The 23,687-nt window shown below is 68.0% G+C and carries 17 protein-coding genes; 10 read left to right on the forward strand and 7 right to left on the reverse strand.

Annotated features, from left to right (window positions below; translation table 11 throughout):
* Positions 1 to 24: 24 nt before the first annotated feature.
* The 5 genes from QXH22_RS21635 to QXH22_RS21655 all read left to right on the forward strand — a co-directional run bounded on the left by QXH22_RS21635 (position 25) and on the right by QXH22_RS21655 (position 8,565).
* Entirely contained in the window at positions 25 to 2,607 is a 2,583-nt protein-coding gene (locus QXH22_RS21635) for an FHA domain-containing protein (protein WP_306276975.1), read from the forward strand.
* 143 nt (positions 2,608 to 2,750) lie between these two features.
* Positions 2,751 to 3,473 carry an LppX_LprAFG lipoprotein gene (locus QXH22_RS21640; protein WP_306245314.1) on the forward strand — a complete coding sequence of 241 codons (723 nt, stop codon included), beginning with the start codon at positions 2,751 to 2,753 and terminating at the stop codon, positions 3,471 to 3,473.
* A 45-nt stretch (positions 3,474 to 3,518) separates the two neighbouring features.
* On the forward strand, positions 3,519 to 3,908 hold the full coding sequence (locus tag QXH22_RS21645) for a DUF4189 domain-containing protein (protein ID WP_306245315.1): 390 nt from the start codon (positions 3,519 to 3,521) through the stop codon (positions 3,906 to 3,908).
* 66 nt (positions 3,909 to 3,974) lie between these two features.
* Positions 3,975 to 6,536 carry an ATP-binding cassette domain-containing protein gene (locus QXH22_RS21650; protein ID WP_306276976.1) on the forward strand — a complete coding sequence of 854 codons (2,562 nt, stop codon included), beginning with the start codon at positions 3,975 to 3,977 and terminating at the stop codon, positions 6,534 to 6,536.
* Between the two features lie 118 nt (positions 6,537 to 6,654).
* Positions 6,655 to 8,565, forward strand: a complete 1,911-nt coding sequence (locus tag QXH22_RS21655; RefSeq protein WP_306276977.1) for a sensor domain-containing protein — start codon at positions 6,655 to 6,657, stop codon at positions 8,563 to 8,565.
* Between the two features lie 13 nt (positions 8,566 to 8,578).
* Here QXH22_RS21655 and QXH22_RS21660 read toward each other — a convergent pair whose 3' ends face one another.
* Both QXH22_RS21660 and QXH22_RS21665 read right to left on the reverse strand, forming a co-directional pair.
* Positions 8,579 to 9,139 (reverse strand): hypothetical protein, encoded by a 561-nt coding sequence (locus QXH22_RS21660; RefSeq protein ID WP_306276978.1) that lies wholly within the window; start codon positions 9,137 to 9,139, stop codon positions 8,579 to 8,581.
* Positions 9,140 to 9,523: 384 nt separating this feature from the next.
* Positions 9,524 to 10,651, reverse strand: coding sequence for an adenylate/guanylate cyclase domain-containing protein (locus QXH22_RS21665; RefSeq protein ID WP_371934290.1), 1,128 nt, complete (start codon positions 10,649 to 10,651; stop codon positions 9,524 to 9,526).
* A gap of 33 nt (positions 10,652 to 10,684) precedes the next feature.
* Here QXH22_RS21665 and QXH22_RS21670 point away from each other — a divergent pair, with 33 nt between their 5' ends.
* Positions 10,685 to 11,185 carry a DNA-deoxyinosine glycosylase gene (locus tag QXH22_RS21670; protein ID WP_306245325.1) on the forward strand — a complete coding sequence of 167 codons (501 nt, stop codon included), beginning with the start codon at positions 10,685 to 10,687 and terminating at the stop codon, positions 11,183 to 11,185.
* On the opposite strand, the gene QXH22_RS21675 is transcribed toward QXH22_RS21670, so the two are convergent.
* A complete protein-coding gene (locus QXH22_RS21675) occupies positions 11,180 to 12,568 on the reverse strand; it encodes an amidase (RefSeq protein ID WP_306276979.1) in 1,389 nt (462 codons plus the stop codon). The two genes, QXH22_RS21670 and QXH22_RS21675, sit on opposite strands and share 6 nt — an antisense overlap.
* A 157-nt stretch (positions 12,569 to 12,725) precedes the next feature.
* Between QXH22_RS21675 and QXH22_RS21680 the strand changes: the two genes are divergently transcribed.
* The gene (locus QXH22_RS21680) at positions 12,726 to 13,154 is read left to right on the forward strand and encodes an HIT family protein (RefSeq protein WP_306245327.1); all 429 of its coding nucleotides are present in this window, start codon (positions 12,726 to 12,728) and stop codon (positions 13,152 to 13,154) included.
* Positions 13,155 to 13,304: 150 nt separating this feature from the next.
* Positions 13,305 to 17,273, forward strand: coding sequence for a diguanylate cyclase domain-containing protein (locus QXH22_RS21685; RefSeq protein WP_306277352.1), 3,969 nt, complete (start codon positions 13,305 to 13,307; stop codon positions 17,271 to 17,273).
* Between the two features lie 17 nt (positions 17,274 to 17,290).
* On the opposite strand, the gene QXH22_RS21690 is transcribed toward QXH22_RS21685, so the two are convergent.
* The 3 genes from QXH22_RS21690 to QXH22_RS21700 are packed head-to-tail and all read right to left on the reverse strand — an operon-like array spanning position 17,291 to position 20,304.
* The gene (locus QXH22_RS21690) at positions 17,291 to 18,322 is read right to left on the reverse strand and encodes an LLM class flavin-dependent oxidoreductase (RefSeq protein WP_306277353.1); all 1,032 of its coding nucleotides are present in this window, start codon (positions 18,320 to 18,322) and stop codon (positions 17,291 to 17,293) included.
* Positions 18,323 to 18,361: 39 nt separating this feature from the next.
* Positions 18,362 to 19,480: an FAD-binding protein gene (locus QXH22_RS21695; RefSeq protein ID WP_306277354.1), complete on the reverse strand. Its 1,119-nt coding sequence runs from the start codon at positions 19,478 to 19,480 to the stop codon at positions 18,362 to 18,364.
* A 2-nt stretch (positions 19,481 to 19,482) separates the two neighbouring features.
* Positions 19,483 to 20,304, reverse strand: coding sequence for a uracil-DNA glycosylase (locus QXH22_RS21700; RefSeq protein WP_306276980.1), 822 nt, complete (start codon positions 20,302 to 20,304; stop codon positions 19,483 to 19,485).
* Positions 20,305 to 20,364: 60 nt separating this feature from the next.
* Here QXH22_RS21700 and QXH22_RS21705 point away from each other — a divergent pair, with 60 nt between their 5' ends.
* On the forward strand, positions 20,365 to 21,612 hold the full coding sequence (locus QXH22_RS21705; RefSeq protein ID WP_306245333.1) for an MFS transporter: 1,248 nt from the start codon (positions 20,365 to 20,367) through the stop codon (positions 21,610 to 21,612).
* On the opposite strand, the gene QXH22_RS21710 is transcribed toward QXH22_RS21705, so the two are convergent.
* Entirely contained in the window at positions 21,609 to 22,193 is a 585-nt protein-coding gene (locus QXH22_RS21710) for an SHOCT domain-containing protein (protein WP_306276981.1), read from the reverse strand. The genes QXH22_RS21705 and QXH22_RS21710 overlap by 4 nt on opposite strands.
* A gap of 143 nt (positions 22,194 to 22,336) precedes the next feature.
* Between QXH22_RS21710 and QXH22_RS21715 the strand changes: the two genes are divergently transcribed.
* On the forward strand, positions 22,337 to 23,656 hold the full coding sequence (locus QXH22_RS21715) for an FAD-binding oxidoreductase (protein WP_371934308.1): 1,320 nt from the start codon (positions 22,337 to 22,339) through the stop codon (positions 23,654 to 23,656).
* Positions 23,657 to 23,687 lie beyond the last annotated feature (31 nt).

Genomic DNA, 23,687 nt, shown 5'->3' on the forward strand with positions numbered 1-23,687 from the left:
CCGCGGGAGTAACGGAGGCGTGGGATGGGCGTGGTGACGGGGTTGGTGGTGCGTGGGGGTGGGGGTAGTTGGCGGGTGGGTGCGGGGCGGGTGTGGACGGTGGGGCGTTCGGGTGAGTCCGATATTCAGTTGGACAATCCGCGGATCTCGCGGGTGCATGCGGTGTTGGAGGCCACCGAGTCGGGGTGGGTGTTGTCCAATCGCAGTAGCAACGGCATGTATGTGGGGGGTGAGCGGGTCGAGCAGGTGGTGGTGGGTGAGCGGCCGGTGACGGTGGTGCTGGGGTCGCTGAGTTCGGGTGAGCGGCTGCACTTCGAGCCCGGCGGGCCAGGCGAGGCGGGCGAGGCGGGCGGTCCGGGCCAGGCGGGTGAGCCGGGCGGTCCGGGCGGTCCGGGCGGGCCGGGCGGGCCGGGGCAGGCGGGTGAGCCGGGGCCGGTGGGGATCGGGGAGGCGACCACCACGGTGGCCCCGCTGCCGCCGCTGGCGCCGGTCCCGGCCAACGCGCAGCAGACCACTGAGATCGCGGTCCCGCCGCTGCCCAACGACGAGCTGGGGCTGGGGGCGCCCACCGGTTCGACCACCTCCCTGCGCACCCCGACCGCCGTACACGCCATCGACCAGCAGACCGTGAGCATCGGCCGGGCACCACAGAACACCGTGGTCCTGCACGACCTGCTGGTCTCGCGCCGCCACGCCCTGCTGCGCCGCAGCACCACGGGCTGGGAACTGATCGACAACCACTCCGCCAACGGCACCTACGTCAACGGCACCCGCATCACCCGCGCCCTGATCGGGCCCCACGACATCGTGGGCATCGGCCACCAACTGCTGCACCTGTCCGGCGACCGCCTCGTCGAATACGTCGACACCGGCGACATCTCCTATGAAGCCGCCCACCTGCACGTCGAAACCGGCCACGGCCCAGGCAAAGGCAAGGTCCTGCTCGATGACGTCAGCTTCGTGCTGCCCCAACGCTCCCTGCTGGCCGTCGTCGGCCCCTCCGGGGCCGGCAAATCCACCCTGCTGGGCGCCCTGACCGGGTTTCGCCCCGCCACCACCGGCACCGTGCGCTATGACGACCGCGACCTCTATGACAACTACCCCGAACTGCGCCACCGCATCGGATTCGTGCCCCAAGACGACATCCTGCACACCCCCCTGACCGTGCGCCGCGCCCTGAACTACGCCGCCCAACTGCGCTTCCCCCACGACGTCTCCACCACCGAACGCCGCCAGCGCATCGAGGAAGTCCTGACCGAACTCGGCCTAAGCGCCCACGCCGACCAACGCATCGACTCCCTGTCCGGTGGGCAACGCAAACGCACCAGCGTCGCCCTGGAACTACTGACCAAACCCTCCCTGCTGTTCCTGGACGAACCCACCTCCGGACTGGACCCCGGCTACGAGAAATCGGTGATGCAAACCCTGCGCACCCTGGCCGATGACGGCCGCTCGGTGGTCGTCGTCACCCACAACATCGCCCACCTCAACATGTGCGACCGCCTGCTCGTGCTGGCCCCCGGCGGACGCCTGGCCTACTTCGGCCCACCCCAACAAGCCCTGCCCTACTTCGGCTGCACCGACTTCGCCGACCTATTCATCCTGCTCGAAAACGACACCACCACCGACTGGCCCACCCGCTACACCAACTCCCCCCTGCACGCCGCCTTCACCCCCACCCCCCAACCACCCACCACCCCCACGACCACGACCACGACCACGACCGGCAAACCCAAACCCAAAGCCCAACAAAGCCCCCCAGCCCAATTCAGCATCCTGTGCCGGCGCTACCTCGCCGTCATCGCCGCCGACCGCCAATACACCCTGTTCCTACTCGCCCTGCCCCTACTCCTCAGCCTGTTCACCTACGCCGTCCCCGGCGACGCCGGACTCTCTTTGGCCGAGGCGATCACCCAGCAATCCAAGCAACCCACCCAGTTGCTTGTGCTGCTCATCATCGGCGGGGCGCTGATGGGCTGCGCCGGCTCGATCCGGGAAATCGTCAAGGAACAGGCGATCTACCGGCGCGAACACGGCATCGGACTCTCCAGCGGCGCCTACCTGGCCTCCAAACTCGCCGTCCTGGGCGCCATCGCCACCACCCAGGCACTGATCCTCGGATTCCTCGGCGTCGCCTTCCTGCCCCCACCGGACGACTCGCTGCTGGTGCACTCCGGCAGCCCCGACATGCTCCGCCATATCGGCTCCGCCGAGGTCGCGGCCGCCGTCGTCGCCGTGACCGTGGTTTCGATGATCCTGGGCCTGCTGATCTCGGCGCTGATCAGCAACGCCGACCGCGGCATGCCCCTGCTCGTCCTGGTGGTCATGGCGCAGCTCGTCCTCTGTGGCGGCATGTTCGCCGTCAACGACCGCGTCCCGCTCGAACAACTCTCCTGGCTCTCCCCCTCCCGCTGGGCCTACGCCATGGCGGGCTCCTCGCTCGGGGTGAACTACATCCGCCTCACCGACCCCGATCCGATGTGGACCCACGACCGCGCGCACTGGCTGACCGGGCTGGGGATGTGTGCGGCGTTGGGTGTGGCGATGGTGATACTTCTCGCGGCACGACTGCGCAGTATCAACCGGCAGCGCAGGGCCCGCCGGTAGGCAAGAGAGTTTGCTTCGGCCCCCAGAATGAGGTCTGGCCAAGTGAAACCGGCAGCCTTACGCTATTCGCTGGCTTTGGTGCGTCCTCCAGATGTGTTTGCCCCGTGGCGACGTTCCGGTTGCCTCGAACGAAGGAGATGTCTATGAAACTGAAGCTCTGGTCCCGGGCCGCCGCAGCGGTCGCGGTGACGGCGCTCGTGCTCACCGGCTGCGGAAGCCCGAAGAACAACAGCTCCGGCAGCGGATCCAACGCACCTAACGTCGACGCCGCGAGCACCGTCAAGCAGGCCGCCGAGGCCATGCGCAAAGTGACCGGAATGCACGTCAGCCTCACGGTGCAGGGAGCGGTACCCAACCTCGAGGTGACCAAGCTCGACGGCGACGTGTCCAACACTCCGCAGACCGTGGCCAACGGCACCGCGACGTTGACCGTCGGGAAGAGTCCCGTCGACTCGAAGTTCGTCTTCGTCGACGGCCACCTGTACTCCGACGTCGCCGAGCCCGGCAAATTCACCGACTACGGCAACGGAGCGTCCATCTACGAGGTCTCCACGCTGCTCGATCCCGACAAAGGCCTGGCCCACCTGCTGGCCAATCTGCAGAACCCCAAGGTCGGCGGCAGTGAGCAGATCAACGGCATCGCGACCACGAAGATCACCGGAACGTCGTCGACGGACGACGTCGCCACGCTGGCCGGGTCGCGGCTGAGCCCGCAGAACGCGCCACCCACTCCGACCACTGTGTGGATCGCCTCGGACGGCTCCTACCACTTGGTCAAGATCGAGATCACCCCGGTGGAGAACGGTGCGGTGTCGATGACCATGTCCGAGTGGGGCAAGCAGGTCACCGCAACCAAGCCGGTCTAGCACTTCCCGAAACCCCGTCTTCTTCAGTCGCCGAAAGGAAACATCATGGGATTGACCGCTTTTCAGGCGCGGTTTCCGGGCGCAGCGGCGGTCGTACTGACCAGCGCCGCGGCGGTGACGGCGACGCTGATCGCGCTGGCCCCCGCTGCGAAGGCCGACGGCAACTACGGCGCGATCGCGTACTCGCCGTCGGGCCAGCTGTTCGGCCGGACCAAGGACGCCCCGTCACGCGCCGCCGCGGAGAGCGCAGCGATGGGGGCGTGCGGCAAGTCCGACTGCAAGGTTCTGGTCTCCTTCTCGGAATGCGGCGCGGTAGCCGAGAACAACGCCGGCGACCACGCCGGAGGCTACGGTTCCACCCTGTTGGCCGCCGAGCAGGACGCCATGCGGCGGCTGGGCACTGCGGGGTGGATCGGCACCTGGCTCTGCAACTGAAGTCGATGCGCTCGCCCGCCCGGGGGCTCGCCGGGGCGGCGTAGTCGGTGTGAGCGGAGGCGTGGGATGGGCGTGGTGACGGGGTTGGTGGTGCGTGGGGGTGGGGGTAGTTGGCGGGTGGGTGCGGGGCGGGTGTGGACGGTGGGGCGTTCGGGTGAGTCCGATATTCAGTTGGACAATCCGCGGATCTCGCGGGTGCATGCGGTGTTGGAGGCCACCGAGTCGGGGTGGGTGTTGTCCAATCGCAGTAGCAACGGCATGTATATGGGGGGTGAGCGGGTCGAGCAGGTGGTGGTGGGTGAGCGGCCGGTGACGGTGGTGCTGGGGTCGCTGAGTTCGGGTGAGCGGCTGCACTTCGAGCCCGGCGGGCCAGGCGAGGCGGGCGAGGCGGGCGGTCCGGGCCAGGCGGGTGAGCCGGGCGGTCCGGGCGGGCCGGGCGGGCCGGGCGGGCCGGGGCAGGCGGGTGAGCCGGGGCCGGTGGGGATCGGAGAGGCGACCACCACGGTAGCCCCGCTGGCGCCGGTCCCGGCCAACGCGCAGCAGACCACTGAGATCGCGGTCCCGCCGCTGCCCAACGACGAGCTGGGGCTGGGGGCGCCCACCGGTTCGACCACCTCCCTGCGCACCCCGACCGCCGTACACGCCATCGACCAGCAGACCGTGAGCATCGGCCGGGCACCACAGAACACCGTGGTCCTGCACGACCTGCTGGTCTCGCGCCGCCACGCCCTGCTGCGCCGCAGCACCACGGGCTGGGAACTGATCGACAACCACTCCGCCAACGGCACCTACGTCAACGGCACCCGCATCACCCGCGCCCTGATCGGGCCCCACGACATCGTGGGCATCGGCCACCAACTGCTGCACCTGTCCGGCGACCGCCTCGTCGAATACGTCGACACCGGCGACATCTCCTATGAAGCCGCCCACCTGCACGTCGAAACCGGCCACGGCCCAGGCAAAGGCAAGGTCCTGCTCGATGACGTCAGCTTCGTGCTGCCCCAACGCTCCCTGCTGGCCGTCGTCGGCCCCTCCGGGGCCGGCAAATCCACCCTGCTGGGCGCCCTGACCGGGTTTCGCCCCGCCACCACCGGCACCGTGCGCTATGACGACCGCGACCTCTATGACAACTACCCCGAACTGCGCCACCGCATCGGATTCGTGCCCCAAGACGACATCCTGCACACCCCCCTGACCGTGCGCCGCGCCCTGAACTACGCCGCCCAACTGCGCTTCCCCCACGACGTCTCCACCACCGAACGCCGCCAGCGCATCGAGGAAGTCCTGACCGAACTCGGCCTCAGCGCCCACGCCGACCAACGCATCGACTCCCTGTCCGGTGGGCAACGCAAACGCACCAGCGTCGCCCTGGAACTACTGACCAAACCCTCCCTGCTGTTCCTGGACGAACCCACCTCCGGACTGGACCCCGGCTACGAGAAATCGGTGATGCAAACCCTGCGCACCCTGGCCGATGACGGCCGCTCGGTGGTCGTCGTCACCCACAACATCGCCCACCTCAACATGTGCGACCGCCTGCTCGTGCTGGCCCCCGGCGGACGCCTGGCCTACTTCGGCCCACCCCAACAAGCCCTGCCCTACTTCGGCTGCACCGACTTCGCCGACCTATTCATCCTGCTCGAAAACGACACCACCACCGACTGGCCCACCCGCTACACCAACTCCCCCCTGCACGCCGCCTTCACCCCCACCCCCCAACCACCCACCACCCCCACGACCACGACCACGACCACGACCACGACCGGCAAACCCAAACCCAAAGCCCAACAAAGCCCCCCAGCCCAATTCAGCATCCTGTGCCGGCGCTACCTCGCCGTCATCGCCGCCGACCGCCAATACACCCTGTTCCTACTCGCCCTGCCCCTACTCCTCAGCCTGTTCACCTACGCCGTCCCCGGCGACGCCGGACTCTCCCTCACCAAAGCCATCGAGAAGATGTCGACACAGCCGGGTCAACTGCTGGTGTTGCTGGTCATCGGCGGGGCGCTCATGGGCTGCGCCGGCTCGATCCGGGAAATCGTCAAGGAACAGGCGATCTACCGGCGCGAACACGGCATCGGACTCTCCAGCGGCGCCTACCTGGCCTCCAAACTCGCCGTCCTGGGCGCCATCGCCACCACCCAGGCACTGATCCTCGGATTCCTCGGCGTCGCCTTCCTGCCCCCACCGGATCAGTCGGTGGTCGTGCCCTGGCCCCGGTTCGAAGTGGCGCTGGCGGTGGTGGCCGTGACGCTGGTGTCGATGATCCTGGGCCTGCTCATCTCGGCGCTGATCAGCAACGCCGACCGCGGCATGCCCCTGCTCGTCGTTGTCGTGATGGCCGAACTCATCCTGTGCGGCGGCATGTTCCCGGTCAAAGACCGCATCCCGCTCGAACAACTCTCCTGGCTCTCCCCCTCCCGCTGGGCCTACGCCATGGCCGCCTCGACGGTCGACCTCAACGATCTGCGGCGGACCGCCGGCGGAGATCAGGATCCGATGTGGGATTACGACGTCAGTAGCTGGTTGATCGCCGCGGGAGGATGCGCCGCGCAGGCGCTGCTGCTGGTGCTGCTCATCACGGTGCGACTGCGCCGTATGGGACCACAACGACGGGCAAGGAAATAACACGGCCGGGTCGCACCGAATAGGCTGGTGGTCGCCCCAACCTGCGTTTTGCGGTTGACGGCCCTACCTGGAGGTGGTTGATAGTGTCGGCGACGTTGGTTGATTGGGAGGATCAGCGATGAGCGACACGCAGAGCTCGCGGGTGGGAACGATGTTCGGGCCTTACGAACTCAAGCGGTTGCTGGGCCGCGGCGGGATGGGCGAGGTCTACGAGGCCGAGCACACCGTCAAGGAGTGGACGGTCGCCGTCAAGGTGATGACCGCGGAATTCAGCAAGGACCCGGTGTTCCGCGAGCGGATGAAGCGCGAGGCCCGCATCGCCGGTCGCCTGCAGGAACCCCACGTCGTGCCGATCCACGACTACGGCGAGATCGACGGCCAGATGTACCTCGAGATGCGCATGATCGAGGGCACCGACCTCGACAGCGTCCTCAAGCGCTACGGACCGTTGACGCCGCCGCGCGCGGTCGCGATCATCACCCAGATCGCCTCGGCGCTCGATGCCGCCCACGCCGCGGGCGTCATGCACCGCGACGTCAAACCGCCCAACATCCTGGTCACCCGCGACGACTTCGCCTACCTCGTCGATTTCGGCATCGCCAGCGCCACCACCGACGAGAAACTCACCCAGCTCGGCACCGCCGTCGGCACCTGGAAATACATGGCGCCCGAACGGTTTTCCAACGAAGAGGTGACCTACCGCGCCGATATCTATTCGCTGGCGTGCGTGCTCTTCGAATGCCTCACCGGCGGTCCGCCGTACCGCGCCGACAGCGCCGGTTCACTGGTCACGGCCCACCTGATGAACCCCGTCCCGCAAGTCAGCGCCGCCCGCGCCGGCATCCCGAAGAGCTTCGACGCGGTCATCGCCCGCGGCATGGCCAAGAAGCCCGAAGACCGCTACTCCAGCGCCGGTGATCTGGCGCTGGCCGCCCATGAGGCGCTCAGCTCGCCCGACCAGGACCACGCCGAGAACATCCTGCGCCGCAGCCAGGAAGCCACCCTGCCCGGTCCGCCGACCGCGTCGTCGAAACCCACCATGCCCGCGGTGACTCCGCCGCCGCGCCAGGGTCCTCCGAGCACGCCGCCGCCCGCATCCCGGCCGTCGGCGCCGCAATACGGCGGCGGGCCCGGGCAGTCGGGTCCCATGCCGCAACAGCGGCCGCCCAATCAGCCCGGACACCCGGCCTGGAACCCGGTCAGTGGCCCGGTGTCAGGCCCGTCCCCCCAGTACCACCAGAGTGGCGGCTGGGGCAGCGGACCGCCCAGCACCCCGATAGCTTCCGGGCCCATACCGGCGGCCTGGAACCAGGGGCATCGGCCGCCGCCGCAGCCGGGCAAACGCAATCCGTGGCCCGTCATCGCCGCCGCGGCCATCGTGGCTGCCCTGGTCGTCGGTGCGGTGGTCATCTGGATAGCGACCCGCCCCGATCCGGCGCCCAAGGTGAAACCGATCGCCGAGGACCGGTTGAGCTCGATGCTGTTGTCGTCGTCGGAGATCAACTCGGTGATGGGGTCGTCGACGATGCAACCGGGCAAGCCCATCACGACGGTGGACTCCTCGCCGGTGACGCTGTCGAATCCCGACTGCCAGGGTGCGATGTACGGCAGTCAGGGGCCGGTGTACGCGGGCAGCGGATACACCGGGCTCAGCGGGCTGGTGTCGTCCGAGCCCGGCGACAACTACGACCACTGGGTAAACCAGGCTGCCATCGCCTTCCCGACCGCCGACAAAGCCAAGTCTTTCCTGCAGTCCTCGCTGAGCAAATGGAAAGGCTGTGCGGGCAAGACCGTCACGGTCACCAACAAAGGCAAGACCTACCGGTGGACGTTCTCCGAGGTGCAGGGATCCTCACCCAGGATCACGGTGGTCGATGCCCAGGAAGGTGCCAACGGCTGGGAATGCCAACGCGCGATGGAAGTGGCCAACAATGTGATCGCCGACGTCAACGCCTGCGGCTACCAGATCACCGACCAGGGCGCGCAGATCGCCGACAAGATCGTCGCCAAGGTCAACAAGGAGAAGTAGCCACCCGACCGGGCTAGCCGGGCAGGTCAGGCCCCTGTGCGCGGAGGTCGTCGACCGCCGACATGGCCTCGCGCAGCTTGGCCAGCCACTCCTCGGTGTGCTCGCCGACCAGCTTGACCGACCAGGCCAGCGCGTCGGCGCGCGATCGCGCGACACCCGCGTCCACCAGCGTGTCGAGCACCTGGCGTTCGGGTTGCTTGAGACGCGTCATGACCGGTACTGCGATGTGGGTGAACAGGATCCGTTCGCCATTCACCTCGACGCCCCAGGAAACCTTGCGTCCGTAGCGTTCCTGCGCTTCTTCGGCGATGGCCATCCGCTCCGGCCGGGTGTCTTCGCGGAACCGCGAGACGCGTCCTTCGGCGCGCGCGGAGCTCTCGTCGGCGACCGCCGGCAGCGTGCCGACGACGGTGATTTCTTCCCGGTCGACGATGACCGTCGGGTCGCCGTCGAACCATGCTTCGGGCAGACGGCCGGCGAACCACTCGGGTGCGCCGCTGGCGTCGGGTTGCTCGGCTTGCTGCCAGCCCCCGGGGCGCCCTTGGCGGCGCCCGTGGTGATGATGGAGTTTCATGATTACATGATTACACCGTTGCACATGAAAGCACGGTGATTTCGCCCCGGGCGAACGGTCAGCTTGGGCGAGCACTTGCTCCGGACGGCCTTAAACCGTTGCCATCAGCCATTCGCAGTTGTATTTTTAGGAGCGAAGCAGGCCCGGAAGTGACCGAATTTCAAGCGCCGGAAGAAGGGTGAAAAACGGCCGCGTAAGACCCGCATTAGTCGGAGTCGACAGCGCCCCAACGAGTCACGCCGGGCCTGCCCATGTGCCGGACATTTCAAGCCCTGTGGCGAACCCTACGGTGAACCCTGTGGCGAGCAGACACAAAATCGCACGAAAGCGCTTGGCGCCGTGCGATTTTGTGCCTGCTCGCGGAAGGTGCCCAAGCTCGCGGGGCTAGGAGGCGCGGCGGACCCGGAAGAGTTTGGTTTCGCCCTTGATCCCCTTGAGCCGGCGCGCGCCGGCGAACGACCACTGGAACCCGGCCTCGTCGCCCACGGCGTCGCACACCGCGTCGGTCGCCAGCACGGTTCCCGGGCGCGCGACCCCGGTGACCCGGCTGGCCGCGTTGACCGGGCTGCCGAACCAGTCACCCGCGCGGCTCACCGCCATGCCCGCTGCGACGCCGGCGCGGAGCCGGGGGAAGTCCTCGTCGTTGTCGACTATGTCGACCAGCTTGAGAACGGTGTCGAGCAACGGCGCCGGGTTGGGGCAGACGAACATCACCGCGTCGCCGATCGTCTTGATGAAGCGCACCGGCGGTGCCGAGAGGTCCCGGGCCAGATCGGCCAGCCGGCCGGCGAGCTGACTCAGTTCCTCGGGCGAGACCACTTCGCCCAGCTTGGTGAACCCGACCAGATCGGCGAAGGCGACCGCGACGGGCCGGGCGCCCGGCAGCGGCTTACCGGCGGCGCGTTCACCGGCGTTGACGGCTTCGGACTCCATCATGTGCCGCAACTGCAGGAACAGCATCTGGTGGATCATCGGGCCGAGCAGCGGCGCGATCTGGTTGATCAGCGCCTTGGATCCTTGCGCGATCTCCACTTCGGTGGCACCCGGCCGGATGATCGCCGCCAGTGCGGTGTACCTCATGACCTCGGCCGCATGGGACAGGCCCTCGGCGAGCACGCGCACCACGGCCACCACCTGATCGGGGTTGAGCCCCAAGTCGACGAACCGCTGGGCAAACGCCGCCGCCTCGCCGTCGGCACGCATGTGCACCACCGCGTCCGGGTCGTCCACCCGCGCCAGCCCGATGGCCCGCTGAACCCGTTGCAACAGTTCGGGATCGATGCCGTAGGTCTCGCTGATCTCCCGCGCCGAGACGTAGGTGCCGTCGTCGCCGATGATGTGGCGGGATGCCAGCAACAGGGGTGGATTGGTGGTGCGGATCTCCTCGGCGGTGACGCCCTGTTCGAGTAGCCAGCGCACCAGATCGGCGCGCTCGGCTCGTGCTTGACCTTCCAGCCCACCCAGCAGGTCGTCGAGGTCGCGGTCGTCCGCTTGATCGGTCACTGAGTCCACGTTAGAGCGTGGCCCGCGTCATCATGTGAGGTGATGACCGAACCGCTGCTCGACGGGCTTGGCCCGGTGATCGACGACCGCGCCCGGGTGCTGATCCTGGGCTCGTTTCCCAGTGTCCGCTCGCTCGCCGACGGCCAGTACTACGCCAATCCGCGCAACGCGTTCTGGCCGATAGCGGCGCAACTGTTCGAGTTCGACTGCGCAGCAGCCTATTCCGATCGACTGGCGGCGTTGCAGGCCCGCGGGGTGGCGCTGTGGGACGTGTTGCACAGCTGTCGGCGGGTGGGCAGCGCAGATGCCTCGATCGATCCGAAAACTCTGGTGGCCAACGACTTTGACCGGTTGTTCGCCGCGTATCCGAGGCTTGACCGGGTGTACTTCAACGGCGCTGCGGCAGCCCGGCTGTTCGCACGCCTGGTTCAGCACCCGGCGACCGTCACGCTGCACCGGTTGCCCTCGACCAGCCCGGCTCATGCCGTCCCGTGGGCGGTCAAACTCGTCGCCTGGGCCACGCTGATCGAGGCGGGCTCATGACACCGGCGGTCGCCGGTGAGCCCACGGCCGGGCGGCTTCGATCTGCGCGGACAACGACAGCAGCGTCGCCTCGTCGTAGGGCCGGCCGACCAGCTGCACCGACATCGGCAGCCCGTCGTCGTCGAAATCCCACGGCACCACGGCCGCGGGCTGGCCGGTCAGATTCCAGATCTGCTGGTAGGGAACCCGCTGAGCAACCAGCAGCAGCGTCGACACGCCGCCGCGCCGCTGATAGGCGCCGATGCGCGACGGTCCGGCCGCCGTGCCCGGTGTGATGACGACGTCGACGTCGTCGAAGATCGCCTGGATCCGGGCGCTGAGACCCGATTCGGCGGCCCGCAACGCGGCCATCGTCCGATCGGAGAAGAACGAACCGAGGCGGGCGATGGCGCGGGTGCGCCGTTCCAGCCGCTCGGGATGGGCCTGAGCGTCGGCGTCGTCGCTGATGCCGCGCAGGAACCGCGGCAGGTAGTTCGCATACAGCGAAGGCGGATACACGGGGTCGCGCTCGATCACCTCGTGGCCGAGATCGCGCAGCAAGGCGCCGGCCTGCTCGACCGCCGTCAGCTGCGCTTTGCGGACCCGTACCGGCATCGGAGTCGGGACCTTGGTACTCAACGCAATTCGCAGCTGACCGGGCTGTCGAGTGGCGGCAGCGGCAAACTCGCCTTCGGGGCCGGGCACCGTGTTGGTCGCGTCGAGCAGCAGCGCCGCATCCAGGACCGACCGCGCGATCGGGCCGTTGACACTCAGCCCCTGCCAGGCGTCGTCGTGCGGCTCCAGCGAGACCCGGTCACGCTGCGGCTTCAGCCCGAACAGGCCGCACCAGGTGGCCGGGATCCGGATCGAACCGCCGCCGTCGGACCCCAGGGCGAGCGGTGCCAGGCCCGCTGCGACGGCAGCGGCGCTGCCGCCACTGCTGCCGCCCGGTGTGCGCCGCGGGTTCCACGGGTTGCGGGTGGCGCCGAAGGTCAGCGACTCGGTGAAGGGCATGATCATCAGCTCCGGGACCGAGGTCTTGCCGATGATGACCGCGCCGGCCGCGCGCAGCCGGCGCACCACTTCGGCGTCGTCAGTGACGGCCGGCCCGTGCGCGCCGGTGCCGTAGGTGGTCACTTCGCCGGCGACGTCGACGTCGTCCTTGATCGCTATCGGCACGCCCAGCAGCGGGCGCCGCTCGCCGGCGTCCAGGCGCTGCTGGGCGATCTCGGCTTCCTCGCGCGCAGCGTCGTAGCGCACCACCCGGTAGGCGCGCAGCTCGCTATCCAGCCTCTCGATACGGTCCAGATAGAGCTCGAGGAGCACCGGGGCATCGATGTCGCCGTCGGCCAGCATTCGCGCCTGCTCGGCCGCTCCGGCGAACGCGAGATCGCGAGCGTCCACTGCCGCAGCGTATCTCGCGGGCCGGGAGGTGCTGATGGTGGTGGTTGCCTCGCCGAGCGTGAAGCCACGGCGAAAATCGGGCTGGATTTTCGCCGTCAGTTCACGCTCGGCGCGGGAGCGCGGTCAGGCGCAACGTGCCGCCCAGTACCGTGGCGGGATGTCCTGCGTATTCTGCGCGATCGTCGCCGGCGAATCCCCGGCCATCCGGATCTACGAAGACGACAGCTATCTGGCGATTCTCGACATCCGGCCCTTCACCCGAGGCCACACCCTGGTGATTCCCAAGAAACACAGCGTCGACCTGGACGACACCCCGCCGGAGACCCTGGCCGGAATGATCACCCTCGGCCAGCGCATCGCCCAGGCGGCCAAGACGACCGAACTGGCCGATGCCACCAACATCGGCATCAACGACGGTCGCGCTGCATTCCAGACCGTTTTCCATATTCACCTGCACGTACTTCCCCGACGCAACGGCGACAAGTTCTCGGTTGCCAAGGGAGTGCTGGTACGCCGGGACCCCGACCGCGAAGGCACCGCGCAGATCCTGCGCGAGGCCCTGGCACGCATCGAGGCGAGCAGCTAGCCGCAACCCGGGTGTTGGACCCGCGCCGGTAGTGCCGACCAGACAGCGCGCCGCAGTTTATTCTGTGTGGGCGTGCGGTGAAGCTCCTAGGTCCTTCGCCTGCCTCAATGCATGTGCGAGCTGGAGCGGCGAATGAAGCGCTGGACGGGGATGCAGTGCCCGTTCACCGGGCTGACCCTGGGAGTCACCTCGTCCGTCGTCGGCGGTTACTGCCTGGCAGCCGCTCTGGTCATCGCGTCCTCGATCTGGGGCTGGCAAGGCCCCTATGCCACCCGTCCGGCCGTACAGGTCGTGACGGTGCTGTGCCTGGCCTTCGCCGCCGGCTGCGCCGGCCGCGCGGCGCGGCATGCGACCGGACGCCGCCGCGGTGGCTGGGTGGCACTGGTGGTGGCGCTGGCCGGCTGGGCTGCCGGGGAGATCATCTGGTCGGTATACGACGTGCGGCCCGAACTCGAGCACGCCAGCCATCCGGCCGCCGCGGAGGTCGTGCTGCTCCTCTATCCGCTCGGAGCGTTCACAGCGATGCTGCTGCTGTCCAATCCGCCCGGTGGTCACAATCTGTGGCGACTGGTGCTCGACGGCGTCATTGTTTCCATGTCGCTGTGGGTGGCTTCCTGGGTGTTCGTTCTCGACAAGCTGCTGAGAACCGACAGCAGTTCACGTTTGGTGACAGTGGCCCATGTCGCGGCCGACGTCGTGCTCATGACGACCGCGATTCTGCTGTTGTCACGGGATCGTCCGGGCAGACGGCGCAGCGTGAACCTGTTCGCCAGTGGCGTCGCAACGATCATGCTGGCGGACATGCTGGTGCTGTTCCAGACCGGGGTCGGCAGCTATCACACCGGTGGAGTGGTCGATGTGAGCCGTGTTGCCGGGTTGGGCCTGATGGCACTCTCCGGCCTGGTCAGCGTCCAAGAGCCAGCGGTGGTGAATACGAGTCCGGATATCAATTCGCACACCCGGTTATGGCTGCCCTACCTGCCGTTATTGTTGGCCGCCGCAGTCGGTTTGGGCAACGCGGTGCGATTCATCCGGCACGGGCCGTTGGTGGTCGGCCTGGGCATCCTGGTCGTCGCGGTGCTGGCCCGGCAGTTCGTGGTGCTGGTGGAGAACCAGAGCCTGTTGACCGAGGTGGCCGAGGAGGCTTTTCGCGACAGCCTGACCGGCCTGGCCAACCGCGCCAACTTTCTGCACAAGCTGGAACAGGCCGTCGCCCGGCGCAGCGAGGACTCCGCACCGATCGCCGTCATGTGCCTGGACCTGGACAACTTCAAGTCGGTCAACGACGCGCTCGGCCATCCCGCCGGTGACGAGCTGCTGGTTCGCGTCGCCGGCCGGCTCACCACCACCCTGGGCGAGCAGGGCACCGTCGCGCGCCTGGGCGGTGACGAATTCGCGGTACTCATCGAAGGCCCGGTTGAGGAGTCCCACGCGGCGGCCCAGCGTGTTCTCGAATCCTTCAATGCCGCAATCGTTGTCGACGGCGTTCCGTTGGCGGTCCGGCCCAGCATCGGCTTCACGGTGGCCGCCGCCGAATCCAAACACACCGTCGACGAACTACTCCGCCATTCCGATCTGGCGATGTATGCCGCCAAACGCGAAGGTGGGCAATGTATCCGAAGCTTCGTGCCGGACCTGCCGCTGCCCTACGCACTGCCAGAGCTCAACGACGAGTCGATGCTCGCCCTGAAAACCAGCCTGGAGCATGGGTTCGACGCCGGTCGTCTCTATCGAAGCACCAACTCCGCCAGCCCTTCGGTGCTGGCACGCGCGATCAAACCGCTTGCCGCCACTGCAAAGTCGGCGTCAGACGACCTTCGCGACCTACCGCACAGCGTCAAATGGCCCCCGACCGCTGTCCAAATCAGTTTGGCGGCGTTGACGATCGGTGTGCTGGTTTTCGCGTCGTCGTGCTTCCCCGACCCGCGCGCCGACCACTCCCCCTTCTTCGCCAACGTCTTCTATCCGATCCTGAATTTCTCTGCGGCCGCACTGATCGCGTATCGCGCCTACCGGGTGCGGGCCGATCGGGTTGCCTGGAACCTGATCGCATTCGGTACCGCGGTCTCGGCGCTGGGCGACGTCGTCTACGCCAAGTGGGTTCCGGACGGCCAGTCACCGTCGATCGCCGACGCGGCCTATCTCGCCTTCTACCCATTCATCTATGCCGGCCTGCTGCTGTTGATGCGCTCGCGCCTCAAGCGGGTGCCGCTGCCGGTGCGGCTGGACTGCGTGGTGTGCGGGTTGGTGATGGCCTCGGTGGCCGCCGCCCTGACCGCAGGGCCCATCCACGCGGCCGCCACCAAAGCGCCGGCCACCGTGCTGGTAGGGCTGGTCTATCCGTGGCTGGACCTGGTACTGGTGGCGCTGGCTGCCGGAATGCTGCCGATCCTCGGCTGGCGCCACGAATTCCGTTGGGGCCTATTGGTGATCGGGTTCGTGCTGTTCTCCGCCGCCGACACCGCCTACCTCTTCGAGACGTCCGCCGGGGCGTACCGGGTGGGCACCATGCTCGACGCGTTCTGGCCCGCGTCCTTCCTGCTGATCGCGGTTGCCAGCTGGACGGCGTGGTCGTCGACGCCCCCGATGCCCAGACGCTCGTTCGGGTCTTACGTCGCTCCGGTGGCCTGCACCATCGTTGCGCTGGCGGTCACCGCCCTGAGCGACGAGTCGCGGACCGCACCGGTGCTGGCCGCACTGAGCCTCATCGCGGTCGCGGCGCGCTTCTCGGTGACTTTCCGCGAAGTCAGCATCATGGCCGAAACCCACAAGCAGGCCATGACCGATCAGCTGACCACTCTGCCGAACCGGCGCTCGCTGGCGACCACGCTGACCGCCGTGCCCCTCACCCCGCCACCGGCCATCGGGCCCGCGCTGGGCACCAGGGGCCCGGCTCGCCGAGCGCTCCTGCTGTTGCAGCTGCACGAGTTCGACGAAATCGCCGACAGCGTCGGGCACCGCTTCAGCGACGACCTGCTGAGCCAGGTCGCGAATCGCCTGAGCCAGAACGTGCGACGCGAGGACCTGCTCGCCCGTGCGGGTGACGACGAGTTCGCGATCCTGCTCGCCGAGGGCGCCGACCTGATCGCCGCACGTGCTCAGGCGGGTCGGCTCCTGGAGACGTTGAACGAACCGTTCACGCTGGATCCGATGACCGTGCAGGTCGATGCCCGGATCGCCATCGCCCTGTTTCCCGATCACTGTGACCATCCGCAAGAACTGCTCAACCGCGCCGAGATGGTTCTTCCGCACGCGAGGTCCGCCAAGAGCAGGATCGCGGTGTACGACGCGGCGTACGAGCTGTATCGCGACAACGACCCCAATATCGTCGAGGAGTTGCGCGCTGCGCTGGCCGACGGCAACGAGCAGTTGACCTGCCACTACCAGCCGAAGATCAATGCGGGCGACGGCAGCGTGCACAGTGTGGAGGCGCTGCTGCGCTGGCACCATCCCCAACGCGGGTTGCTGTTGCCGGAAGAATTCCTGCCGGCCGCCGAGCGCGCCGGGTTGATGCGCAAGGTGGCCAACCGCACCGTCAACCTGGCCCTCGAGCAGACCCGGAGCTGGCGCGAACAGGGCGTGGCGCTGACCGTGGCCGTCAACCTGTCGACGACCAACCTGTTGGACCTCGACCTCGTCGGCACCATCGAGCAGCTGCTGCAGACCCATCGACTGCCGGCCGACGAGCTCATCATCGAGATCACCGAAAGCACCCTGGTCGACTCCGCGCGGTCGCGCAACACCGTGGCCGCGCTGCAGCGCCTGGGCGTCCGGATCTCGCTTGACGACTACGGCACCGGATGGTCGTCGCTGGCCCGCCTGCAGGACGTGTCGGTCGATGAGCTCAAGCTCGACCGGGTCTTCGTGGCACGCCTGGCCCAGGATCCACGGTCGGTGGCGATCGTGCGCTCGACAGTGGCGCTGGCCGAAAGCCTCGGCGCGGACCTGGTGGCCGAGGGCGTCGAAGACGAGGCGACGTTACGGGCCCTGCGGCAGTACGGCTGCACCATCACCCAGGGCTTTGTGCACAGCCCTCCGATGCCGGCCGGCGACCTGTTGCAATGGATCGCCGAACACGCACCGGACGTGGCACCCGAGCAGGCCGTGGTCAAGGACTAGTGCCGCGCGGCCACTGTCTAAAACAGCTCTTTGGCCAGCAGTTCCAGCGTGGCCACCCGGCCCGGCGCCGTGGTCGGATCAATGCCGCGGCGAGCCGATGCCACCGGGTGCACCATCACCTCGTCGACGTCGAACCGCTCGGCCAGGGCACGCACCTGATCGGCTGCCTCGGCGGGTGAGCCGACGACGGCCCGCCTCATCCCGCTGTCCACGATGTGCTGCTGTTGTGGCGTGAGCGTTGCCTGGTGCGCCTCTTCGACGAGCTGCACCGGACCCAACGGCTGCCCGGTACGCAACCGGGCCATCATCTGCAGGTTGGGCAACATCAATTCCCTTGCCTCCTGCGATGTTTCGGCCACCACAGCGTTCACCGTCAGGAGGGTGACCGGCTCGGAGGCGAGATCGCCGGGCCGGAAATGCTTGCGGTAGTAGTCCAGTGCCTCTTCGGTACCCTGCCCGGAGAAGTGATGGGCGAATACGTACGGCAGCCCCTTGGCGGCGGCCAGTCGCGCCGAGTACATCGACGACCCGAGCAGCCACAGCCGGGGTTCACTGGCGGCGGCCGGCGTCGCCTTGAGGGTGTAGTCCCCCGAACGCAGCGGCACCCGCACGCCGCGGGGACTCATCAAAGCCACCACGTCGTCGAGGTACTCCGGGAAATTCTCGATGTCGCGATCGTCACGCCCGCCGCGCAGGGCGTAGGACGTGACGGGGTCGGAGCCGGGGGCGCGGCCGATGCCGAGGTCGATACGACCGGGCGCGGCGGCCTCCAGCAGGGCGAACTGCTCGGCCACCGCCAGCGGCGCGTGGTTGGGCAGCATCACCCCGCCCGAGCCGAGGCGCACTTGGTCGGTCTGCGCGGCCAGGTAGGCGAGAAGGACGGGCGGGCTGGTGGCGCCCACCGAGGGCATGTTGTGGTGCTCGGCGACCCAGTATCGCGTGAAGCCCAGCCGGTCGGCGGTCTGCGCCAGGGATACCGTGGCGGCAAGAGCGTCGCTGGTGGACTGGTCACTGCGTACCGGGACCAGGTCAAGGACGGAAAGACGCACGGTCGGCACAACGCGTCTTCGCCGGGAGATGTTCCCGGGCTAGTAGTTCAGCAGCGTGAACGAGTTGACGATGAGGTCGAACTGTTCCTGGGTGATGGGGGCGCCGCCGGGAATGTTGTCGCTGGCCAGGAACTGGGTGCGCTGCGTGTAGGGATGAAAGCGCTTGAAATAGTTGGCGAATCCGAGCCCGTGATCGATGCGGGCCAATTTGAGTTCACCCGCCAGCACCGTCGCACCCAGCAACGCCAAACTGGTGCCCTGGCCGGACAGCGGCGAGGCGCAGTGCGCGGCATCACCCACCAGAGCAACCCGGCCGATGGACCAGTGGTCCATCACGATCTGCGACATCTCGTCGAAGTAGAAATCCGGGGCCTCACGCATCAGCTTCAGCAGCTGCGGACGGACCCAGCCGTCGTCGGCCATCCGCCGCTCCAGTTCGGCGAACTGAGCTTCGGTGTCGCGGTAGTCAATTCGCAGTTCGGGGTCCATGAAGCCGAGCATGGCCCGGGCCTCGGAGTTGCGGCGCGCACTGTAGATCCCGGCCATACTGTGGTCGCCGTAATGCCACTTCTGCCAGTAGTCCAGCTCCAGGAAATTGGGCACGGTGAAGATCGCGGCAAAAGTGCCGAGCCGCTTGATGAATCGCTCTTCCGGCCCGAAAACCAGCCTGCGCACGTTGGAGTGCAAACCGTCCGCCCCGATCACCAGGTCGAAGCTGCGCGGCTCGGCCGTCTCGAATGTGACGTTGACGGCCGGACCGAGGTTCTCCAAAGTCTCGATGGTGTCGTCGAACAGGAACTCCGTCTTCAATTTCGTTTCGTCGTACAGCAATCCGACCAGATCGTCGCGCAACAACTCGATGTCCGGGTTGTTGATCGGCCCACCCGTCGGCGTCGACTCGGTGTCCTCGGACAGCACATTGCCGTCCCGGTCGACCACCGACGACCCCTGGATATTCGTCTTGCAGTCCTCGGCGGCGGCCCGCAGTCCCATGCGATCGAGCACCTCCAGTGCCGGACCGCGCACGTCGATCGCCTGACCGCCCGGACGCAGCCCGGGGTAGCGCTCCACCACCGTCACCGCATAGCCGTTGCGCTGCAGCCAGTACGCCGCGGTGAGTCCGGCCACACTGGCGCCGGAGACCAGAACCGATTCCACCATTACTTGATTCCTGCCAGCTTCTTCGCGTCTGTGAAAACCTCATCGAGCATTGCCGGAGTCAACCTACCCGTGAACATGTTCTGTTGGCTCGGGTGGTAGCAGCCCAACACCCGCAGGCCCGACGGGAGCTCCGCGACGACGCCGTGGCCGAACTTGGGCTTGAGCGTCCCGCCCGTCAGGCGCAACGCGATCTGCCACGCGAACCCGCCGAGCGCCACCACCACTCGGACATGCGGGGCCACCAGCCGCCACTCAGCATCCAGCCAGGGCGCGCAGGTATCCCGCTCCGCGGGGGTCGGAGCGTTGGCCGGTGGTGCGCAGCGGACCGGCGCTGCGATGCGAATGTGCTTGGTGCGCAACCCGTCCGCGGCGTCGACGCTGGTGGGCTGATTCACCAGCCCGGCCCGGTGCAGCGCCGCGTACAGCTGGTCGCCGGAGCGGTCGCCGGTGAACATCCGGCCGGTCCGGTTGGCACCGTGCGCGGCGGGGGCCAGCCCCACGATCAGCACCCGCGGCCGCTCCGATCCCCAACCCGGCACCGGACGCCCCCAGTACGGCTGATCGGCAAAGGCGCGTCGTTTGACCTGGGCGACCTCCTCACGCCAGGTGACCAACCGGGGGCAGGCCCGGCACACGCTGATCGCGGCGTCGAGTTCGTCGATCGACCCGGCCTCGCCCGCCAGCGCGGCGACCTCGGTGGCATCGGCCGCCACGGGCGTCCGCGGCGTCGCCTTGTCACCCGGCCACCCGGATCCGGGTGGCACCGGCGACGCGTAACTTCGGCCGGTATTGGGATGCATGAGCACACGACCATCCTGCACGCCGGAGAAATTCGGTGGTTTCTGCTACGCCATTGGCATTAGATTCAGCCGCGATATCCCATGACCGATAAGAGCCGCGGCCCGGCGTTTCTGCTTCTGTTCGCCACCTTGATGGCGTGTGCGGGTGATGGCATCTCGATCGTCGCATTTCCCTGGCTGGTGCTGCAGCGCGAGGGCAGCGCGGGTCAGGCGTCGATCGTGGCCGGCGCGACGACGCTGCCGCTGTTGTTCTCCACGCTGCTGGCGGGCACCGCGGTCGACTATTTCGGACGGCGACGGGTGTCGATGGTGGCCGACACCCTGTCGGGGGCCGCGGTGGCCGCCGTTCCGGTGATCGCGTGGGCCTACGGCGCGCAGGCGGTCAACGTGGCGGTGCTGGCGGCGCTGGGTGCGTGCGCGGCGGCATTCGACCCGGCCGGGATCACCGCTCGCCAGTCGATGCTGCCGGAGGCGGCCGCCCGGGCGGGCTGGTCGCTGGACCGGGTGAACAGCGTCTACGAGGCGATCCTGAATCTCGCCTTCATGGTCGGTCCGGGCATCGGCGGGTTGATGATCGCCACGGTGGGCGGCGTCAACACGATGTGGATCACCGCGGGGGCCTTCGCGCTGTCGATCGTCGCGATCGCGCTGCTGCGCCTGGACGGCGCGGGCAAGCCGGTACACACCAGCCGGCCCGACGGGCTGCTGTCGGGGATCTCCGAGGGGCTGCGGTTCGTCTGGAGTCTGCGGGTGCTGCGCACGCTGGCGTTGATCGACCTGACCGTCACGGCGCTGTATCTGCCGATGGAGAGCGTGCTGTTTCCCAAGTACTTCAGTGACCGCCACCAACCGGGTCAGCTGGGCTCGGTGCTGATGGCGCTGTCGCTGGGCGGTCTGATCGGTGCGCTGGGCTATGTGGGGCTGGTGAAGCGGTTGTCCCGCCGGGCCATCATGCTGACCGCAGTACTGACGCTCGGGGTGGCGGCCGCGTTCATCGCGCTGTTGCCGCCGCTGCCGGTGATCCTGGTGCTGGTCGGCCTGGTAGGTCTGGTGTACGGGCCGATTCAGCCGATCTACGCCTACACGATCCAGACCCGCGCACCGGCGCATCTGCGCGGCCGCGCCGTCGGGGTGATGACGTCGCTGGCCTACGCCGCAGGGCCGTTGGGGCTGTTGTTGGCCGGCCCGTTGACCGATGCCGCGGGGCTGCAGGTGGCGTTTCTCGCGCTGGCGCTGCCGATCCTGGTGACCGGCATGTTCTGTGTGCGGCTGCCGTCGTTGCGAGAGCTGGACCAGGTGCCCACCTCCGTCCAAGCACGGTCGGTCTAAGTCCCGAGAATCCGGCGCTTCTGCTGCTCGAATTCGTCGTCGGTGAGCACACCGCGGTCTTTGAGCGCCACCAACCGTTCGAGCCGGTCGAGGACGTCCTGCTCCGGGGCGGGCGCGTGCATGGCCTGCATCGCCTGCTCCTGCATTTCGGCCGCGCGGCGCATCATTTCGGCGCGTAAGCCCCCGGGATCGGCCATGGCCTGCCGGATGACGTCGCCCATCGGCATACCCATGACCGAGGCGCCGCCAAGGTCGGGGCGGTTGGCGGTGATGGCGTCGATCGCCGTCTCGGCGACCGGCTGGTGATTCAGCTCGATGCGGTTGTGGTCCTTCGGGTCGTAGCGCACCGCCACCCGGGTGCCCGGCCGCGGCCACATCGATTGTGGCAGCTGCGTTTTCAGGGTCGCTTCGAAGGACAGGTCCTGCTCGGGTGTGACCCGCAGCCGCAGTGTCCAGCGCACTTGGGTGTTGCTCACCAGGTTGGGGTTGCCGACGGTGACCGAGACGGTCGACTGCTCGGCCTGCAGGACGTCCGCGAACGCGCGCACACCGACTTTGTCGAGCTTGCGTTGTCCGAACAAATCGAAGCACCCATCCCTAGCACTGCAGCACCGCTCAAATTTACGCCTGTGAGCTGCCGCGCTCCGCCGGTTCCGGCGACCGTAGGATCGATCCGGTGAATACCGGTTTGCTGGAGGCGCTGATCGCCGAACTTCCCGAGGGAATGGTGGTCACCGATCCCGCTGTCACCGAGGGTTACCGGCAGGACCGCGCCCTGGACCCCTCGGCGGGCAAGCCGCTGGCCGTGGTCCGGCCACGGCACACCGAAGAGGTGCAGACCGTGGTCCGGTGGGCGGCCGCGCACAAGGTGCCCGTGGTGACCCGCGGAGCGGGCAGTGGCCTGTCCGGCGGTGCGACGGCGGTGGACAACGGCATCGTGCTGTCGACGGAGAAGATGCGTGACATCGCCATCGACCCGGTGACCCGCACCGCGGTGTGCCAGCCGGGGCTGTTCAACGCCGAGGTGAAGCAGGCCGCCGCCTCGTACGGATTGTGGTATCCGCCGGATCCGTCGTCCTACGAGATCTGCAGCATCGGCGGCAACATCGCCACCAACGCCGGTGGTCTGTGCTGCGTCAAGTACGGCGTGACCACCGATTACGTGCTGGGCATGCAGGTGGTGCTGGCCGACGGCAGGGCCGTCCGGCTGGGCGGTCCGCGCCTCAAAGACGTTGCGGGACTGTCGCTGACGAAACTGTTCGTCGGCAGCGAAGGCACGTTGGGCATCGTCACGGAGGTGACGCTGCGGCTGCTGCCCGCACAGAACGCGTCGAGCATCGTGGTGGCCAGCTTCGCCTCGGTCGAGACGGCGGTGGACGCGGTGCTGGGGGTCAGCGCGCGACTGCGGCCGTCGATGCTGGAGTTCATGGACCAAGTGGCGATCAACGCCGTCGAGGACACCTTGCGGATGGACCTGGACCGTTCGGCGGCGGCCATGCTGGTGGCCGGCTCGGACGAACGTGGCCGGGCCGGCACCGAGGATGCCGAGGTGATGGCCGCGGTGTTCGCCGAAAATGGTGCGACAGAGGTGTTTTCGACCGATGACCCGGACGAGGGTGAGGCGTTCGTGGCTGCGCGGCGGTTCTGCATACCGGCGGTGGAGGCCAAAGGATCGCTGCTGCTCGAAGACGTCGGGGTGCCGTTGCCTGCCCTGGGCGCGCTGGTGACCGGCATCGCCCGGATCGCCGACCAGCGGGACCTGATGATCTCGGTGATCGCCCATGCCGGGGACGGGAACACCCACCCGCTGCTGGTGTTCGACCCGGCCGACGCGGCCATGGCCGAACGCGCCCAGCTGGCCTACGGCGAGATCATGGACCTCGCCGTCGGGCTGGGTGGCACCATCACCGGCGAACACGGGGTCGGCCGATTGAAGCGGCCGTGGCTGGCCGACTACCTGGGGCCCGACGTCATGGACCTGAACCGCCGTATCAAGGCTGCCCTGGACCCCGACGGCATCCTCAACCCCGGGTCGGGCATCTAGCGCGTGTGCTGCGGTGCGCCCACTGTGAATC

Source organism: Mycobacterium sp. TY814, assembly GCF_030755175.1.
Lineage (GTDB): Bacteria > Actinomycetota > Actinomycetes > Mycobacteriales > Mycobacteriaceae > Mycobacterium.

What these genes read in the sequence shown, in the direction of transcription:
- QXH22_RS21685 (WP_306277352.1), top strand. Translation starts at nt 13,305, where the DNA reads ATGCAGTGCCCGTTCACCGGGCTGACCCTGGGAGTCACCTCGTCCGTC.
- QXH22_RS21660 (WP_306276978.1), bottom strand. Translation starts at nt 9,139, where the DNA reads ATGAAACTCCATCATCACCACGGGCGCCGCCAAGGGCGCCCCGGGGGC.
- QXH22_RS21650 (WP_306276976.1), top strand. Translation starts at nt 3,975, where the DNA reads ATGGGCGTGGTGACGGGGTTGGTGGTGCGTGGGGGTGGGGGTAGTTGG.
- QXH22_RS21705 (WP_306245333.1), top strand. Translation starts at nt 20,365, where the DNA reads ATGACCGATAAGAGCCGCGGCCCGGCGTTTCTGCTTCTGTTCGCCACC.
- QXH22_RS21680 (WP_306245327.1), top strand. Translation starts at nt 12,726, where the DNA reads ATGTCCTGCGTATTCTGCGCGATCGTCGCCGGCGAATCCCCGGCCATC.
- QXH22_RS21670 (WP_306245325.1), top strand. Translation starts at nt 10,685, where the DNA reads ATGACCGAACCGCTGCTCGACGGGCTTGGCCCGGTGATCGACGACCGC.
- QXH22_RS21645 (WP_306245315.1), top strand. Translation starts at nt 3,519, where the DNA reads ATGGGATTGACCGCTTTTCAGGCGCGGTTTCCGGGCGCAGCGGCGGTC.
- QXH22_RS21640 (WP_306245314.1), top strand. Translation starts at nt 2,751, where the DNA reads ATGAAACTGAAGCTCTGGTCCCGGGCCGCCGCAGCGGTCGCGGTGACG.
- QXH22_RS21655 (WP_306276977.1), top strand. Translation starts at nt 6,655, where the DNA reads ATGAGCGACACGCAGAGCTCGCGGGTGGGAACGATGTTCGGGCCTTAC.
- QXH22_RS21715 (WP_371934308.1), top strand. Translation starts at nt 22,337, where the DNA reads ATGGTGGTCACCGATCCCGCTGTCACCGAGGGTTACCGGCAGGACCGC.
- QXH22_RS21635 (WP_306276975.1), top strand. Translation starts at nt 25, where the DNA reads ATGGGCGTGGTGACGGGGTTGGTGGTGCGTGGGGGTGGGGGTAGTTGG.